The sequence below is a fragment of the Marmoricola sp. URHB0036 genome (genome assembly GCF_000426045.1).
GTDB lineage: Bacteria > Actinomycetota > Actinomycetes > Propionibacteriales > Nocardioidaceae > Marmoricola.
Genome location: NZ_KE384490.1, coordinates 168,524 through 185,246, shown reverse-complemented (window position 1 = coordinate 185,246; position 16,723 = coordinate 168,524). Strand labels below are relative to the sequence as shown.

Genomic DNA, 16,723 nt, shown 5'->3' with positions numbered 1-16,723 from the left:
CCGCGAACTGCCTACGATGCCCGGGTGACCACCCCGGGCAGACATCGGATCGCGATGGCCATCGGGCTGGTGCTGCTGGCTCCGACGGTGGGTGAGTTCCTCCTCGGCAACATCCCGATCTCGCAGTACGCATCGGTCCTCGTGCTGGCCCCGTTGTACGGCGGTGGGGCGCTGCTCGTCCGCGAGACCGCCCGTCGGCTCGGCCGGGGCTGGCCGACGATCGTGCTGTTCGCAGCGGCGTACGCGCTGATCGAGGAGGGGCCGGTCGACCAGATGGTCTTCAACCCCGGGTACCTCGGGCTCGACTCGTTCGCGGGGTACGCCGAGATCCCCGGCCTCGGCATCAGCGGCACTCTCGTGCTGTGGAGCCTGGCCCTGCACACCGTCTGGAGCATCTGCGTACCGATCGCGCTGGTCGAGGCGTTCGACCCGATGCCCACCGAACCGTGGCTGCGCCGGTTCGGGTACGTCGCGACCGTGGTGGTGTTCGCCCTGGGCTGCGTCCTCCTCGGCTGGGCCCAGGCCGACGAGCTGCGCTTCATGGGCTCGTCCGCGCAGTTCCTGGTGTCCGCCGCGGCCATCGCGGCCCTGGTGCTCGCAGGACTGTTCGTCCGCCAGCCGTTGGTGTCACCGGTCGAGGGCGACCCTCCCTCGCCGATCCTGGTCGCCCTGACGGCGTTCGCGGTCACCAGCGGTTACTGGCTGAGCACCGACCTGCCGCTGGACGGCGCGGCTGCCGTGGGAGCACAGGTCATCGCCTTCCTGCTGGCCGGCGGGGTGTCGGTCGCGCTCCTCCTGCACTGGTCCCGACGCCACGGCTGGAACGGTCGTCACCGGGTGGCGCTGGCGGCCGGCGCCGCGGCGACCCACGCGCTCTGGTTCGGACCCTCCCAGGCAGCCGAGGCCGGCACCGGCGGACAGGAGACGCTCATCGGCGCCGTCGTGTTCGGGATCGGCGCGTTCGTCCTGGTGGTGGTGGCCTGGACCCGCCAGCGGCGGCTGCACGATCAGGCGCCGTTGCGGCCCACGAACCCGGTCTCGTAGGCGACCACGACTGCCTGGACGCGGTCGCGCACCCCCAGCTTGGCGAGGATGCGCGCGACGTGCGTCTTCACGGTCGTCTCGGCCACCACCATCTCGGCCGCGATCTCGGCGTTGGAGAGACCTCGGGTGATCAGCCGCAGCACGTCGAGCTCGCGCTCGGTCAGCTGCGCCAGCTGGTCCGGGATGCCGGGGGCGACCGCCGGTTCGGCGAACCGCTCGACCAGCCGCTGCGTGATCGACGGCTCGATGAGCGAGTCGCCGGTGGCGGCGGCCCGGACGGCGGCGATCAGGCGCGAGGACGGCGCGTCCTTGAGCAGGAACCCGGCCGCGCCGGCGCGGAGTGCCCGATAGATGTACTCGTTCTGGTCGAACGTCGTGAGCACCACGATCGTCGGCGGGTCCTGCTGGCGCAGGATCTGCTCGGTGGCGGCGAGGCCGTCGAGCTCGGGCATCCGGATGTCCATCAGCACGACCTCGGGCTTCGCGAGGGCCGCCTGACGGACGGCCTCGTGGCCGTTCTCGGCCTCGGCGATGACCTCGATGTCGCCCTCCGCCTCCAGGATCACCCGGAATCCGGTGCGCACGAGCTCCTGGTCGTCGGCGATGAGGACCCTGATCACCCGCTCATTGTGCCGACACCCGGGCAGTCGCGAGTCCTCCTTGAGGATGACGCGGCCGGTGAGGTTCATCCTCGCTGCCGACGCCGACTACGGGACCCGGTTGGCAACGTGAGGCCAACGGCGTCAGTCAGACACCGGATCGAAAGGAAGCAGAGATGGACATCTTCAAGGGCATCCGGCCCCTCGACTACGTGCTGACGGCCGTCATGGTCGCGCTCGCCGTATTCATCGGGTTCGAGAACGTCAACGCCGGCGCCGACGCCGATCTCGCCCACAAGCTCGACTCGCAGTCGGCGTGGATGATCCCCGTGTTCGGGCTCGCGGCCCTGCCGATCCTGTGGCGTCGTCGCAGCATCCTGGGCGCCATCGGGGTCTCGTTCGTCATCACCGCGGCCAGCGTGCCGATGTTCGGATGGGTCACGCGGTGCGGGTGGGCGCTGCCGCTGTCGATCGCGATGGCGTACGCCGTGGCCCGCTTCGCCGGTGGCCGGCAGAACCACGTCATCGGCCTGGTCGGGATCCTCGCGCTGCAGATCGTGACCCTGATGAAGGACGCCTCGACCGGAGGCCTGGGAGCACTCGCCGTCGGGGTGCCGGCCGCGCTGATCGCCTACGGCATCGGACTGTTCGTCCAGTCCCGGGCCACGAAGAGGCCGGCTGAGCCTACGCTGGGCGTCGAGCACGTCCACGCCTGAGGGAGTCGAGCCATGAGTGAGGGCTTCAGCAGGGTCTTCCGGGGGATCCGACCCGTCGACTGGGTGCTCGCTGGAGCCCTCACCGCGCTCGGCTTCGTCCTGATGTACGGGGACGTCCACTTCGACGACGCCGACGCCGCACCGGCGATCGCCGACGGCACCATGGTCCACCAGATGACGACCCACTCGTGGGTCATGATCCCGGTCTTCGCCCTGGCCACGATCCCGGTGCTGTGGTGGCGTCGCAACGTCCTGGCCGTGACCGGCTTCGCGTTGGTCGTGATGGTGGCCCACGATCTGCTCTTCGGGTGGGTCACCAGGTGCGGGGCCGCGCTGCCGCTGGCGTTCGTGCTCGCCTATCTCGGGGCGGTTGCCCTCGAGCGCACGCAAGCGTGGGTCAACCTTGGCCTCGCCACCCTGCTCACGGCCGCGGTCCTCGTCGTCGACTCCACCACCGGGTTCGAACCCATCGTGCTCGCGCTGCCGATCGTGCTGATCGTCTTCGGTATCGGCCGGGCCGTCCGCCACCGCACGGCCATGAGCCGTGAGCTCGAGGCCCGCACCGCCCAGCTCCAGGAGCTGCGGGACGAGCGGGTCGCGCTGGAGCTCACCAGTGACCGCGTGCGCCTCTCCCGGGAGCTCGACGGACTGTTGCAGGAGCGGCTGGGCCAGCTCACCGCCGCCGCTGACTCCGGCCAGGACCTCGACCCGGACAGTGCCAAGGCCCTGTTCGAGTCCATCGAGAGCGACAGCCGGGCGACCCTCGACGGGATGCGCGAGCTCGTCGGCCTCCTGCGCGGCGGTGATGTCGCCCTTGCCCCGGCGCCGACGGTCGCGCACCTCGATGCGCTGCTGGCCCGACACACCAGGGCCGACTCACGTCTCACGGTGGCCGGCGACCCACGCTCTCTCCCCGCGACGGTCGAGCTCTCGGCGTACCGCATCGTCGAGCACCTCGTGACCGTCCTGGCCGACCAACCGGACTCCCACATCGAGGTCGGCGTGCGCTTCGACGACGACGCGCTCGAGATCCGGGTCAACGGGCCGGTCGACAGGTCAGCCGACCTCAAGGCGGCCGTGGCCCGGGCACGGGAGCGCGCCAAGTTCCTCGGTGGCTCGCTCGACGTCAAGGTGAGCCGGGGCCATGCCAACGCGGTGGCCCAGCTCCCCGTGCTGGGATAGCGGCGACCCCATGCCTTTCCTGGAGCGGAGCGCCGTCGCCCTGGCGGTCTTCCTCCTCGTGGTGGTGCCGACGGCCGTGCACGGTTGGCCGACGACGCTCCGCGGCAACCTGTTCACTCTCCTCGTCGTGTGCGGCGGGCTGGCCCTGATCTGGTGGCGCAGCCAGCCACGGGTCGCCTCGGTGCTGGCACTCGGCCTGTTCCTGGCGGCCCTCACCGTCGACGGTGGGTGGTTCCCGGACAGTGGCGTCGCGCTCTTCTCGTTCAGCTTCGCCGTGCTCGCTCTCGGCTGGTCAGGACGGGCCGCCTGGCTGGTCGCCCTGTGCGCGGCGGCCTACCTGGTGCCGTTCTACTACCTGGCCGACATGGGCACTGTCGTGGCAGCCCTGATGTTCACCGTGCCGCCGTACGCCGCCGGCACCGTGCTGCGCCTGCGCCGGGAGACCGCCGACCAGCTCGCCATGCGGGCACAGGAGCTCGAGGACGAACGCGAGCTGTTCGCGGAGATCGCGCTTCGCCACGAGCGGGCCCGGATCGCAAGCGAGCTGCACGACATCGTCGGCCACGCGATCAGCGTGATGGTGATCCAGGCCGCTGCCGGGCAGCGACTCGTCGACTCGGACCCGGCGCGCGCCAAGGAAGCCTTCGCCGCGATCTCGGAGTCGGCGCGGCAGGGCACCCAGGACCTCGAGCGGTTGATCGATCTGCTCGGCGGCACCGCGGTCGAGGTTGGCGGCGGGCCTGACCTCTCGCTGGTCGACGAGGTGGTCACCCGCGCCGCCCGCAGCGGGCTCGACGTCACCTGCCGCTTCGAGGGTGAGCATGACCGGGTGCCGGCGCCGGTCGCGCACCTCGCCTTCCGGGTGGTGCAGGAGAGCCTGACCAACGCGCTCCGGTACGCCCCAGGGGCGCAGGTGCGCATCGTGATCAGTGTCGACGACGCCGCACGCGGTCTCGCTGTCCGGGTCGAAAACGACAGCGCGACGCCACGAGACGCGCCCCTGGTCGGCACCGGGCGCGGCCTGGTCGGACTGCGCGAGCGGGTCCAGACGCTCGGAGGACAGTTCAGCGCCGGCCGGACCCGCGGCGGTTGGGTGGTCGAGGCACGCCTGCCCGTGGCGCTGACCAGCTAGCGGCGGACGACGTCAAGGCTGACTGCGAGCTCGCCCTCCTGGTCGACGTCGATCCCGGCGGCCTTGCGCGCCGCGACCTTGAGCGGGATCAGGTAGCAGCCGTCCTTGGGGAACAGTGCGGTCGTGAACTCGGTGTCGTTGATCCGCACCACCACCGGCACCTGCCCCCAGTACTCGATCCCCTTGGCGGCGAACTTGATGTCCGCGCTCTCGTCCTCCGGGATGCGCACGAAGTAGTACGGCGCCGGCCCGCGCCACTCGACGATCGGGCCCTCGAACTCGAAGTCCATCAGGCTCATGCGGCGAGTATCGCCCACCCCCACCCGGCACCCACGTAGCGTCGCCCATGTGCCCGGGCGTGTGCAGCGAGTCGACGATCTCCAGCGTCGTCACCGCGTCCTGGGGATCCCTCTCGGGGTCGTGTACAAGTTCTTCGACGACCAGGGCGGCTATCTCGCCTCGGTGATGAGCTACTACGCCTTCGTCGCGATCTTCCCGATCCTGCTGATCGCGTCGTCGGTGCTGGGGTTCGTGCTGCAGGGGCATCCGCACCTCCAGCAGGACATCCTCAGCTCGGCGCTGGCGCAGTTCCCGATCGTCGGCGACCAGCTGGGCCGGCCCGAGGGCATCCAGGGCAGTGCCTCGGCCGTCATCGTGGGTTCGCTGGCCGCGCTCTACGGCATCATCGGGCTCGGCCAGGCAGCGCACAATGCCATCAACGTCGTCTGGGCGATCCCCCGCAACAGCCGGCTCAACCCCGTGGTGAGCAGGCTGCGTGGTCTGGCCTGGCTAGTGCTGGCCGGGGTCGCCCTGCTTCTCGTGGCGGTGCTGTCGAGCCTGGGCGGGAACCTCGACATCTTCGGCACCGACCTCGGCGGCGGCATCAAGTGGATCGCCGCAGCGCTGACCGTCGTACTCACCACGGTGGTGCTGGCCACGATGATGCAGCTGTCCACCCCGCAGCGGGAGCGCCTGCGTGACGTGCTGCCCGGCTCGTTGTTCATTGCCGTCGGGTGGCAGGCGCTGCAGCTGCTCGGCGGGGTGTACGTCGAGCACGTGGTCAAGAAGGCCAGCCAGATGAACGCGGTCTTCGCGACCGTGCTGGGACTGGTGGCGCTGCTCTACATCGCCACCGTGATCGCCATGCTGGGACTCGAGGTCAACGTCGTCCTCACCAAGCGGCTCTACCCCCGCGCACTGCTGACGCCGTTCACCGACTCCGTCGTACTCACCGAGGCCGACAAGCGCGTCTACACCGAGTACGCCCAGGCCCAACGCCACAAGGGCTTCGAGCAGATCCAGGTCAGCTTCGACGATCAGGATCCGTGAACGGCCTCGAGCTCGCGCTGCTCAGCCCGGCACTGGTCCTGCTGCACGCTGGCGGCGTGCTGCGCGGCCACCAGCAGGCCGACGACCTCGTCCTTGCTGCGTGACGGGGCATCGTTCCAGTAGGTCAGCTCGAGCACCGACATCATCCGCACCCGCGGCCCGGGACACCAGCGGACGGGCTGACCGGGCTCCTCGCGCAGCACGTGCCACACGAGGTCGAGACTGCGCTGGACCAGCTGCGAGCGCACGGCGGTCGGTCCACCGCCCGCCTGGACGACGCCGCCGACGAGGCAGGCGCCGACCACCGGGAGGTCGTCGGCCAGGCTGATGTCGTACGCCGTCACTGCGCGCCGGCCACCGGGCACCTCCACCGCGAACCACGCGCCCTGCACCCAGCCCGTTCCGACGACCTCGGCGGCGCGCTCGAGAAGAGCGGCGATGCGGGGCAGCTCGGCCAGCTGGGCCGACAGCGCATCGAGGCGCTTGAGCCGACGCTTCTCGGCGCGCCGCTCCCGGCGGGTGGGACGGGTGGACTTCTGGGTGGACCTCTGGGGTGGTGCGAGCAACGTGGTCACGTGGACTCCTCGTCGTCTGGCTGACGACCTTGGTTCCACTGTCATCCCGCAGCCCGCGAGAGGCAAGGGGTGAACCGCGTCAGCCGCCGAACCAGAACCCGCGGCCGCCGTACCAGTCGCTCATCTGCCCGCCGCTGTCGGCACCGCCGCGACCGCCGAGATAGCTGCCGACCACGGCCGCGCCGAGGTCGTCGAGCTCGGGTGAGACCACGCGACCCTCGACCCGTTCGGCCATCTGCTGGATGAACCTGGCCAGGCCCGGGTCGTCGCCGAGCCGGAAGAAGGTGGTCTGCGCACCCAGCCGGGCAGCGTTGTCGAGCTCGCGGATCGACCACGCGACCGTGAGCGGGTGCGGCGGGTAGGAGAACCACACCTCGCCGTCGGGCTCGAGGTGGCTGGTGGGTTCACCGTCGGTGACGATCAGCAGCACCGGCTGGGCGTTGGGGTGCTTGCGGAAGTGACGGTTGGCGAGCAGCAGGGCATGGTGCAGGTTGGTGCCCTTGTCCCACATCGCGTCGAGCCCGGTGAGCTCCTCGATGTCCATCACGCGGGCCGAGCGACCGAAGCCGATCAGCTGCAGGTGGTCACCGCGGAACCGGCTGGAGATCAGCTGGTGCAGCGCGAGCGCCGTACGCTTCATCGGCACCCAGCGGTTGGCCATCGCCATCGAGAAGGACGTGTCCACCAGCAGCGCGACGGCGGCCTGGGTGCGGGCCTCGGTCTCGTTGACCTCGATGTCGCGGACGTCGAGGCGTACCCCCTGGGCCGGGTCGCCGCCCTCGGCGACCGTGCGGACCACGGCATTGGTGACGGTGCGGGTCACGTTCCAGGGCTCGGTGTCGCCGAACGCCCACTCACGGCTGGCGCCGCTGAGCTCGCCGGCCGCTCCGGCGTGGCGAAGGTCGCGCTGCCCCTGGCGCCCCGACATCCGGTTGGCGACGTCCTTGAGCAGTGCCTTGCCCAGCTGGCGCATCGCCTTGGGCGAGAGCTTGAGCTGGCCGTCGGACCCGCGCTTGAGGTAGCCGGTCTCGTTGAGCGCCCGCTCCAGCTCGGCCAGCGTCTTCGCGTCGACGCCGGCCTGTTCACCCAGCTGCCGGGTGAGCTTGTCGAGGTCGACGTCCTCCAGCCGGGCGCCGCCGTAGGACTGGGAGAGCTGCTCGGAGAGGTCGTCGAGGTCGGCGAGGTCCTGCAGCACGCCGGTGCCGTCACCGAGGCCGAGACCCTCCTGGCCGCCGAACTCCTCCGAGCCGCCCCAGTCCTCACCGGGGCGAAGGGCGCGCAGGTTGTCGTCGAGCTGGCTGAGCGACTGCATCAGCTCGGGACTGCCGAACGCCTGGGCGGCAAGTGCGTCCAGCTCGTCTCGCTGCTCCTGCGTCATCGAGTTGCGCATCCGCTGGGCGGCCGCGGCGCGCTGGGCGAGGGAGTCCATCAGCTCGTCGATGTTCTGCGGGTTCTCCGGGAAGAAGTCGCCGTGCTTGTCCATGAAGTCGGCGAAGTCCTGCTCGGTGTCCTCGCCTCGGCGGTGCTTGTCGAGCAGCTCGTTGAGGTCGGTCAGCATCTCGTTGATCCGCTGGCGGTCCTCGTCGGTGGCGTTCTCGAGCGCGTCCTTCATGCCCTGGAACCGCTGGTCCAGCATCTCGCGCCCCAGCAGGTCCTTGATCTTCTCGAAGTCCTCGCGGGCCTCATGGCTGGCCCAGTCGTACGACGACAGCTCCGAGACCGCCGCGGCCGTGCTGTTCGGAAGGTTGTCGAGCTGCAGCTCGCGCAGGGCACGGTCGCCGTCGTCCATCTGTACGTCGCGCGCCAGCTGGCCACGCTCCTTGAGCACGGCCTGCTCGAGCAGCTCGCGCACTTCCTCGAGGGTGCCGTCGAGGCTGTGCTTCTGCAGCAGCTCGCGCCGCTTGGCCGCGACCTGACGGCCCAGCTCGTCGAGTCCGCGCTGGTCCCGACCGCCACGGCGCAGGAACTCGCGCATCGCCCGCTCGGGCGAGTACCCCGCCATCACGTCCTCGCCGATCGCGTCGAGGGCCTCGGCCAGGTCGACCGGCGGTGCGAGCGGGTCCGGACCGCCGGCGTAGCGGCCGTAGCGGGAGCGGCGGCGATCAGCCATAGACGGTCTCACCGTCGCCGGTCTCCTTGCTGACCTTCTGGGCCAGGAACAGTCCCTCGAGGGCGAGCTCGATCGCACCGGCACGCTCGCCGTCGTTGGTCGCGTCGAGACGGTCGCAGACCTCGTCGTACAGCTCGGACTCGCCCAGGACCGGGAGCCCGCCGAGGAAGTCGCGCGCGGTGACCTGCTCGCCGGTGCTGACGCTGTGACCCTCCTCGAGGGCCCGGACGAGCAGACCGAGGTCGACGCCGGCGAGACGCGAGCGGACGGTCTCGGCGGTGGCACGGCGCAGCAGGTGCTCGAGGACCTGACCCTCGCGGCCCTCTTCGCCGGTCTCGAACTCGATCTTGCCGCCGAGCACGTCGACAGCGGTCTCGAGGTCCACCGGCCGCGCCACAGCCTCCTCCTCGCCCTGGGCCGTCGCTCGGTGCAGGGCAGCAGCAGCGATGGTCTCGGCCCCCGCGATCGAGAAGCGCGCCGAGACACCGGAGCGCTGGTCGACCGAGCTGGACTCCCGCAGCGCCCGGGTGAAGCGGGCCAGGATCTCCACGAGGTGGTCGGGTACGTCGGCCACGAGGTGGGCCTCCTGGCGGATCACCGCGACCTCGTCCTCGAGCTCGATCGGGTAGTGCGTGCGGATCTCGGCGCCGAACCGGTCCTTGAGCGGCGTGATGATGCGTCCGCGGTTGGTGTAGTCCTCGGGGTTGGCGCTCGCCACCACGAGGGTGTCCAGGGGCAGCCGCAGCACGTAGCCGCGGATCTGGATGTCACGCTCCTCCATCACGTTGAGCATCGCGACCTGGATGCGCTCGGCGAGGTCGGGCAGCTCGTTGATCGCGACGATTCCCCGGTGGGAGCGCGGGATCAGGCCGAAGTGGATGGTCTCGGGGTCACCGAGGCTGCGGCCCTCGGCGACCTTCATCGGGTCGACGTCACCGATCAGGTCGGCGACGCTGGTGTCGGGGGTGGCGAGCTTCTCGGCGTACCGCTCGTCACGGTGCCGCCACTCCACAGGGAGGTGCTCCCCCTCCTCGAGGGCGCGCCGCTTGGACTCGTGGGTGATCGGCTCGTAGGGGTGCTCGCCCAGCTCGGCGCCGGCGATGACCGGCGTCCACTCGTCGAGCAACCCCACGAGGGTGCGCAGCAGGCGGGTCTTGCCCTGGCCGCGCTCGCCCAGCAGGACGACGTCGTGGCCGGCCAGGATGGCTCGCTCCAGCTGGGGGATGACCGTGGTGTCGAAGCCGTGCAGCCCCGGCCAGGGATCCCTTCCCTCGCGCAGCGCGTCGAGCAGGTTCTCGCGCAGCTCCTGGCGGAGTGTCTTCTGTTGGTGGCCGCTCTCGCGGAGCTGGCCGACGGTGTCGATGGTGGGCCCGTTCGTCGTCACCCTGATCACGCTACCCAGTCCCCGCAACGGCAATGTTTCGTGAGGCTTTTCCCACCAGGACGGGCGGGGTCGGACGAGAATGCCGCATGCGGTCCGTCGAGCTACCTGTGGTGGTGCTGCTGGTAGTGCTCGCGGCCTGCGGCAGCGTCGGCAGCGCACCTTCGGGGGCGGACAGGAGGATCGAGGCCGAGCTGTTCGCGGATCCCGTCTGGGGGACCCGGGTCGGCATCGCCGTGGACTTTCCCGAGGACCGGATGGTGACCGGCGCGCGGATGATGGTCGGCGAACGCGTCCTGCGCGCCAGCCTCTACCCGCTCGACGGGACCGATCCCGAGCCACCGCCCGACCCATTGCCGATCGACGCCGGCGTCAGGGTCTCCGTCGAGGCGAACCTCCCGCCCGACTGCAACGTGCCGTCCGCGACCCCGGTCTTCGTGGTGACCTCGAAGCCGACGGGCGGGAAGTCCCGCATCGACCGCTACATGATCAGCAACCCCGGCGACTTCAGGAACCAGGCCCGGAAGGTGTGCCGGGCCGGTCCGCAGCTCTCGATCAACGGTTCGACCATCTGGCCGGACGGGCACTTCCGCATCGGCCTTCTCGTGACCAACCCAGGTGGGTCGGGCCAGGTGGTGTCGCGTGAATGGACCTCCGGCCACACCCGGTGGCGATCGGCGCAGGCCCGGGTGCCCGCCGGGGGCTCGGCCACCCTGGAGATCACCGGCACCGGCCAGGGATGCAGCCACGACGGCCCCTGGGCCCACCGCCTGATCACTCTGGACGGGGTGGAGCTCGATCCTCCGGCGGAGGGGAGCGCCGACCCGTGCTGACCCGAACTACGCGGTCACGGATCGCGCCGGCTGGCCGCGACGACGCAGGGGTGTGCTCTTCTCGCGCAGGAACCGGCGACGGTCGCGGGCACTGATCCTGACCTCGGCCGCCTCACGGGCAGCGTCATCGAAGTCGGTCTCGGGGCAGTCCACCCGGAGAGCGCGCCGACGCTGGTAGACCCACAGGAACAGGTCGGCGTCGGTCGTGTAGGAGTAGACCTCGGACAGGTCCTCGCGCCGGAGCGCCGCGACGCCCGGCAGGTAGACGTGGTCGTACCAGTCGGCCGCGACCTCCGCCGGTGTCGGCAGCTCACCTCGCTTGCGGGCGAGGTCGTAGCCGTGAGCCTTGATCAGCTCGAGCAGCTCCGGGTACCCGTTCGGCCGCGAGAACTCGATCACGGCGTCTGGCCGTGCCTCGGACAGGCCGCTCTCGCGCAGCAAGGTCAGCTGTTGCTCGGTGTGGATCAGCCGGCACACGTCCGTGTCCGGGGCGATCTCGAAGTTGGTCTCCAGCCTGGTCAGCTCGGCGTCGATGTACTCGACGCCGCGCTCCATGGCGAGGGCAACCCGGTGGTGGCCATCGGCGACGAAGTAGGCCCCGCCCACCTCGTAGGCCTCGATCGGCGGCAGGTCACCGCTGGGGAAGCCGGCCCGCAGGCTGGCCATCCGTTCGGCCGAACCCTGCAGGCGCGGCGTGAAGCAGCGGTCGAAGTCGAGGCTGCGGTCGACCGATCCGATGATCCGGTGCACCTCGATGGGCCGGATGCCGGCGTACGACTGCCCCACCACGCGGAGGCGGCGTTGCACTTCGTCGAGAGGGAGGAGGTCCGGGCCCATAAAGGCTCAACCTCGCTCCGCCCGCGAGCATTCCGGATCTGGCCCTGGATCTACACCCGATCGCTGGGACGCGCCTCGGTCTTCCAGGCCTCGTCGAGGTCGCGGCCGCGGGTCTCGGGGAGGAGGCGGGCGCAGAACAGGCTGAGGGCGGCCACGACCACGGCGTACGCCGAGACCAGCCACAGCGTGCCCCCGCCCTTGGAGACCAGCCAGGCCGCGATCAGCGGGGTCATGCCGGAGGCCACGACACCGGAGATCTGGTAGAGCGAGCTCAAGGCGGTGTAGCGGTAGCGGGTGTCGAACAGCTCGGACCAGAACGCGGCGAGCGGGCCGTAGATCACGCCGTACAGGACGCCGAGGCCGCCGACCAGCGCGAAGAAGATGCCGAGGCGGGTCTCGCTCTGCACCAGGACCGCCATCGGGAAGGCGAACAGCAGGGCGGCCCAGGCGCCGACGCGGAAGACCGGCTTGCGACCGAAGCGGTCGGAGAGCCCACCGGCGACGGGGACGAGCACGACGCCGAGGAAGGAGCCGACCATGATCCCGTTGAGGGCCCACTGCTTGGGCAGCTCGAGGTTGGTGGCGACGAAGGCGAGCAGGTAGACCGAGTAGAGGTTGAAGGTGAAGCCCTCGACGAAGCGGGTGCCCATGCCGAGCAGCAACCACTTCGGCTGTGCGGCGAGCAGGTCTCGCAGCGGCACGCTCGCGACCTCCTTGCGCTCCTGCACCCGGGCGAACGCCGGCGTCTCCATCACCTGGAGGCGGATGTAGGCGCCGATGGCGAGCAGCAGGATGCTGATCAGGAAGCAGGCGCGCCAGCCCCAGGCGAGGAACGCGTCGTCCGGCAGCAGGCTGGCGATCGAGAAGGCGGTGGAGGCGAGGAACAGGCCGCCGGGTACGCCGATGTGGGCTGCTGAGCCGAAGAAGCCACGTCGCTCGCGCGGGGCGTACTCGACGGCCAGGAGTACGGCGCCGCCGTACTCGCCACCGACGCCGATGCCCTGGAGGACACGGAGCGCCACGAGCAGGATCGGCGCCCACACCCCGATGGAGTCGTACGACGGGAGCAGTCCGATCAGCGCCGTACCGAGTCCCATGATCAGCAGCGTGAGCAGCAGCATCGTCTTGCGACCGATGCGGTCGCCGAAGTGGCCGAAGATCAGACCGCCCACCGGGCGAGCCAGGAAGCCGACCGCGAAGGTCCCGAACGCCGCGAACTGCGCCGCCGGGCCGTCCAGACCGTTGAAGTAGAGCTTGTCGAAGACGAGGCCGGCGGCGGTCCCGTAGAGGAAGAAGTCGTACCACTCGATGGTCGCGCCCACGGCGGACGCGAGGGCGACCCGAGGCGGGGTCGGGCCGTCGGGGACCTCGGTGGGGGCGCTGGGGCGTAGGTGCTCCACGGTCGTCATGGCGGGATTCCTTCCCAATTGGCTACTAACCAAACTGGGACAATAGACAATTAGCAGTCCCCGTTCCTCCTCGTGGTCCGGGCCGCGAGACACTGACGGTCATGAGCGGTGGCCTCCGGACGCGTGCCTGCCCCTGCGGGTCAGCGTCGTACGACGAGTGCTGCGGTCGCCTCCACCGGGGCGAGCGGCAGGCCGAGACCGCCGAGGAGCTGATGCGCTCCCGGTACTCCGCCTACGCGGTCGGCGACACCGACTACGTCTGGCGCACCTGGCACCCGCGCACCCGCCCGCAGCAGGTCGCGCCGGACCCGGCGACGAGGTGGGTCCGACTGGAGATCATCGAGGCCGACGAGGACACCGTCGAGTTCCGCGCCCACCACGACCGAGGAGTCCTGCACGAGCGCAGCCGCTTCCAGCGCCGCGCCGGCCGGTGGTTCTACCTCGACGGCGAGGTCGACTGAGTCAGGCGTCGGCGTACGTCGCCAGCACGGCGTTGCTGACCAGACCGTGCCGGATGCGCTGCGGGTGGTCGCCGACCGCGAGATAGGCGAGCTCCTTCTTCATCCCGAAGTCGAGGACCGCCACCGAGTCGTCGGCGCTCAGCGAGATCCAGCAGGTGTTGTTCATCCCCTCGGTCGTCCAGTACGGCTTGCCGTAGGAGTGGCCGGTCGACGCGGTGTCGAAGATCTTGTAGGCCATCGTCCTGCGGTCGATCAGCGCGGCGTAGTCGTCCATCGTGCCGGCGGCGCACAGGGTGGTCCCGGCCCGGTCCATGGACAGACCGTGGTGTGCGGAGTCGTTGACGTACTGCTCCTTGGGCATCGACGGCACCCGGTTGGGCAGGCTCACCACCCGGCGTACGGCACCGGTGCGCGGCTCCGGGATCGTGCCCGCCGTGTAGTCGACCAGTCCGTTGGTGTCCTTGGCCTGGGTGTCGAACTCGACGAGGCCGTGGAAGTAGGAGACCTGGAAGTAGACGAAGCGCTCGTCCGGCGCGATCGCCATCGGCCGCACCGCGGAGCTCATGTCGGGGTAGCCGGCCTCGGCCAGCTCCTTGCCCATGTCCCAGCGCTGGGTGACCTTGAAGTCGGAATTGCGCACGATCTGGAACCAGCGGTCACCCTTGAGGGCGTCGTGCAGCGGACCGATCTTGACCGGGCCGAAGCCGTTCTCGTCGCCCGGCGTGTAGACCTTGCCGATGCTGGCGTGGAAGATGCGCGACCCGTCCCTCGTGTAGTTGCTCTCGTGCGGCGTCTCGCCCGACTCGAAGGTGCGCAAGCGGTCGCCCAGCTCGATCTTCTTGCCGCCCACGGTCTCGTTCACCATCGAGAACTCGATCACCTGACGCTCGGTGGAGTCGCTGACCAGCAGCCGCCGCCCATCTGGCGAGACCCCCATGTGGTCGGTGCGGTGACCGTCCATGGACTGCTCGCGCACGATGCTGTCGGGACGACCCGCGGCCGCCTTCGCGACATCGATCCACACCACGTCGGCGAAGCTCGGTCGCGAGACGGCGAGGTACCTGCCGTCCGTGGTGCTGAACATGTCGTCGACGTACTGGTCGTGCCCCTCGCCCGGCCCCTGCTGGATGGCGATGTAGAACGCCAGCTTCTCGGGGTCGGAGTGGATGTCGGCGAGCTCCTGGTCCTTGTCGGGCACCAGGTCGACCCCGCGCTTGAGCACCGTGAGCGCCTTGGCGTCCACGATCGAGGCGGTGCCGGCCCAGTTGTTGCCGACCCACATCACGTCACGCAGTCCAGTGGGAGCGGCGTCGGCGGACTGGGCGAGGCCGACACCGGCGATGGTGGTGGGCAGCGCGAGGAGGGTGAGCAGAGCGGTACGTCGCATGCCCCGTCAACGAGAGGTCGCTGCTCGCGTCACGCTGCCGTCACGCGTCAGGTGCTGAGGATCACCGAGGAGCCGTGGCCGAACAGGCCCTGGTTGGCGGTGATGCCGACCTTCGCGTCCTCGACCTGGCGGCCCGCGGCCTGGCCACGGAGCTGCCAGGTCACCTCGCACACCTGCGCCAGCGCCTGGGCGGGCACGGCCTCGCCGAAGCAGGCCAGGCCACCGCTCGGGTTGACCGGGATCCGGCCGCCGATCGTGGTGTCGCCCGCCCGCAGGAGGTGCTCGGCCTCGCCACGCTTGCACAGGGCGAGGTCCTCGACCCAGTCGAGCTCGAGGGCGGTGGACAGGTCGTAGACCTCGGCCAGGCTGACGTCACCGGGCTCGATGCCGGCTTCCTCGTACGCCGCAGCGCCGATCGACTCCTTGAACGTCTGCTCGGGCGGTACGGCGTTGGCCGGGTCGGTGGAGAGCAGCGGCATGTCGATGACCGTGTTGGGGAACGTCGGCGTGACGGTCGAGATGGCGCGCACCCGAACGGGCGAGGCGATGCCGTGGCGGCGGGCGTAGTCCATCGAGGTGAGTACGACGGCCGCGGCTCCGTCGGACGTTGCGCAGATGTCGAGCAGGTGCAGCGGGTCGGAGACGACGGCGCTGTTCAGCACATCCTCGGTCGACACCTCCTTGCGGTAGCGCGCGTTGGGGTTCTCCAGCCCGTGGCGCGCGTTCTTCACCTTCACCGCGGCGAAGTCCTCCGGCGTGGCGCCGTACAGGTCCATCCGCCGCCGCGCGTAGAGCGCGAAGTAGCCGGGGTTGGTCATGCCCAGCAGACGGAAGCGCAACCAGTCGGGGTCGTCCCACCGCTCCCCCGCGTTGGGCGCGAGGAACCCCTTCGGGGTGGTGTCGGCTCCCACGACGAGCGCCACCTCGCTGAGCCCCGCGAGGATGCGAGCCCTGGCGGTGTCGAGCGCCTGGGCTCCGGTCGCGCAGGCGGCGTACGACGTGGCCACCCGCGCACCGTTCCAGCCCAGTGCCTGGGCGAAGGTGGCACCGGCGACGTAGCCGCCGTAGCCGTTGCGCACGGTCTCGCCACCCACGACCAGGTCGACGTCCTCCCAAGAGACGTCGCTGTCCGCCAGTGCCTGCCGTGCCGCGTGCACGCCGTAGCTCACGAAGTTGCGCCCCCACTTGCCCCAGGGGTGCATCCCGACTCCGAGAACCGCTACGTCGTGACTCACTGGTCGGCCTCCTCGCCCATCTCCACGACAGGCTTCCACCGCCAGATGGTGCGTTCACCCGAGTCGTCGGTGTAGAGCGTCTCGACGACCACTTCGACCTCGCGGCCGACCCGGACGTCGTCGACGCCGTAGCCCTCGGCCAGCTGACCCAGCACGACGATGCCCTCCGGCAGCTCGACGGCGGCGAGCGCGAACGGCACGTAGGGCTCCGTGGCGGGGATGTACGGCGCGGGCGGCTGGTACTGCGCGTCGGTGTAGGACCACACCGTCCCGCGCCGGGACAGCTCGGTCGCCTCGAAGTCCTCACCCGGGCAGGCCGGGTTGCGGCAGAACCCGGTCGTGGGCGGGAAGAACACCGAGCTGCACGTCGTGCACTGCGACGCCACCAGGGCCGGGTCGGCGCCCGTCGTGAACCAGCCCTCGATGGCCGGCGTCACTGCTGCCTCCGTCATTCCACGCTCCTCGCCAAAACTAGAACAGGTTCCACTATGCC

General features: G+C 70.2%; 17 protein-coding genes. 7 read left to right on the top strand and 10 right to left on the bottom strand.

What is annotated here, in order from left to right; genetic code table 11:
* Positions 1–24 precede the first annotated feature (24 nt).
* Complete coding sequence (locus H976_RS0121110) at positions 25–1,044, top strand: hypothetical protein (RefSeq protein ID WP_155918619.1); 1,020 nt, start codon at positions 25–27, stop codon at positions 1,042–1,044.
* On the opposite strand, the gene H976_RS0121105 is transcribed toward H976_RS0121110, so the two are convergent.
* Complete coding sequence (locus tag H976_RS0121105) at positions 1,008–1,664, bottom strand: response regulator transcription factor (protein ID WP_027863146.1); 657 nt, start codon at positions 1,662–1,664, stop codon at positions 1,008–1,010. The two genes, H976_RS0121110 and H976_RS0121105, sit on opposite strands and share 37 nt — an antisense overlap.
* A 155-nt stretch (positions 1,665–1,819) precedes the next feature.
* Between H976_RS0121105 and H976_RS0121100 the strand changes: the two genes are divergently transcribed.
* Genes H976_RS0121100 through H976_RS29240 form a run of 3 tightly spaced genes read left to right on the top strand, consistent with a single transcriptional unit; the run spans position 1,820 to position 4,673 of the window.
* Positions 1,820–2,359, top strand: a complete 540-nt coding sequence (locus H976_RS0121100; protein WP_027863145.1) for a hypothetical protein — start codon at positions 1,820–1,822, stop codon at positions 2,357–2,359.
* 12 nt (positions 2,360–2,371) lie between these two features.
* Positions 2,372–3,541 carry a sensor histidine kinase gene (locus tag H976_RS0121095; RefSeq protein ID WP_027863144.1) on the top strand — a complete coding sequence of 390 codons (1,170 nt, stop codon included), beginning with the start codon at positions 2,372–2,374 and terminating at the stop codon, positions 3,539–3,541.
* Between the two features lie 10 nt (positions 3,542–3,551).
* Positions 3,552–4,673 (top strand): sensor histidine kinase, encoded by a 1,122-nt coding sequence (locus H976_RS29240; protein ID WP_051277249.1) that lies wholly within the window; start codon positions 3,552–3,554, stop codon positions 4,671–4,673.
* Here the strand turns inward: H976_RS29240 and H976_RS0121085 are convergent.
* The gene (locus H976_RS0121085; protein ID WP_231389011.1) at positions 4,670–4,972 is read right to left on the bottom strand and encodes a DUF1905 domain-containing protein; all 303 of its coding nucleotides are present in this window, start codon (positions 4,970–4,972) and stop codon (positions 4,670–4,672) included. The two genes, H976_RS29240 and H976_RS0121085, sit on opposite strands and share 4 nt — an antisense overlap.
* A 49-nt stretch (positions 4,973–5,021) precedes the next feature.
* Here H976_RS0121085 and H976_RS0121080 point away from each other — a divergent pair, with 49 nt between their 5' ends.
* Positions 5,022–6,002, top strand: a complete 981-nt coding sequence (locus H976_RS0121080) for a YihY/virulence factor BrkB family protein (RefSeq protein ID WP_231389010.1) — start codon at positions 5,022–5,024, stop codon at positions 6,000–6,002.
* Here H976_RS0121080 and H976_RS0121075 read toward each other — a convergent pair.
* The 3 genes from H976_RS0121075 to H976_RS0121065 all read right to left on the bottom strand — a co-directional run bounded on the left by H976_RS0121075 (position 5,990) and on the right by H976_RS0121065 (position 10,071).
* The gene (locus H976_RS0121075) at positions 5,990–6,577 is read right to left on the bottom strand and encodes a hypothetical protein (RefSeq protein ID WP_027863141.1); all 588 of its coding nucleotides are present in this window, start codon (positions 6,575–6,577) and stop codon (positions 5,990–5,992) included. The genes H976_RS0121080 and H976_RS0121075 overlap by 13 nt on opposite strands.
* A 79-nt stretch (positions 6,578–6,656) precedes the next feature.
* Positions 6,657–8,687, bottom strand: a complete 2,031-nt coding sequence (locus H976_RS0121070) for a VWA domain-containing protein (RefSeq protein ID WP_027863140.1) — start codon at positions 8,685–8,687, stop codon at positions 6,657–6,659.
* Complete coding sequence (locus H976_RS0121065) at positions 8,680–10,071, bottom strand: magnesium chelatase (RefSeq protein WP_036227742.1); 1,392 nt, start codon at positions 10,069–10,071, stop codon at positions 8,680–8,682. Before H976_RS0121065 ends, H976_RS0121070 begins: the two co-directional genes overlap by 8 nt.
* Positions 10,072–10,157: 86 nt before the next feature.
* On the opposite strand from H976_RS0121065, the gene H976_RS0121060 reads away from it, so the two are divergent.
* Complete coding sequence (locus H976_RS0121060; protein ID WP_027863138.1) at positions 10,158–10,901, top strand: hypothetical protein; 744 nt, start codon at positions 10,158–10,160, stop codon at positions 10,899–10,901.
* Positions 10,902–10,907: 6 nt separating this feature from the next.
* Here H976_RS0121060 and H976_RS27785 read toward each other — a convergent pair whose 3' ends face one another.
* Positions 10,908–11,738, bottom strand: coding sequence for a ParB N-terminal domain-containing protein (locus H976_RS27785; RefSeq protein ID WP_051277247.1), 831 nt, complete (start codon positions 11,736–11,738; stop codon positions 10,908–10,910).
* 50 nt (positions 11,739–11,788) lie between these two features.
* Positions 11,789–13,147, bottom strand: a complete 1,359-nt coding sequence (locus tag H976_RS0121050; RefSeq protein WP_081683098.1) for an MFS transporter — start codon at positions 13,145–13,147, stop codon at positions 11,789–11,791.
* A gap of 101 nt (positions 13,148–13,248) precedes the next feature.
* Between H976_RS0121050 and H976_RS0121045 the strand changes: the two genes are divergently transcribed.
* The gene (locus H976_RS0121045; protein WP_027863136.1) at positions 13,249–13,608 is read left to right on the top strand and encodes a YchJ family protein; all 360 of its coding nucleotides are present in this window, start codon (positions 13,249–13,251) and stop codon (positions 13,606–13,608) included.
* 1 nt (position 13,609) lies between these two features.
* Here H976_RS0121045 and H976_RS0121040 read toward each other — a convergent pair whose 3' ends face one another.
* From H976_RS0121040 to H976_RS0121030, 3 genes are read right to left on the bottom strand one after another with little or no spacing between them, the layout of a single operon-like run.
* Complete coding sequence (locus tag H976_RS0121040; RefSeq protein WP_027863135.1) at positions 13,610–14,995, bottom strand: YncE family protein; 1,386 nt, start codon at positions 14,993–14,995, stop codon at positions 13,610–13,612.
* Between the two features lie 47 nt (positions 14,996–15,042).
* Positions 15,043–16,230 carry a lipid-transfer protein gene (locus tag H976_RS0121035; protein WP_027863134.1) on the bottom strand — a complete coding sequence of 396 codons (1,188 nt, stop codon included), beginning with the start codon at positions 16,228–16,230 and terminating at the stop codon, positions 15,043–15,045.
* Positions 16,227–16,682 carry a Zn-ribbon domain-containing OB-fold protein gene (locus H976_RS0121030; protein WP_027863133.1) on the bottom strand — a complete coding sequence of 152 codons (456 nt, stop codon included), beginning with the start codon at positions 16,680–16,682 and terminating at the stop codon, positions 16,227–16,229. Before H976_RS0121030 ends, H976_RS0121035 begins: the two co-directional genes overlap by 4 nt.
* Positions 16,683–16,723: the final 41 nt, after the last annotated feature.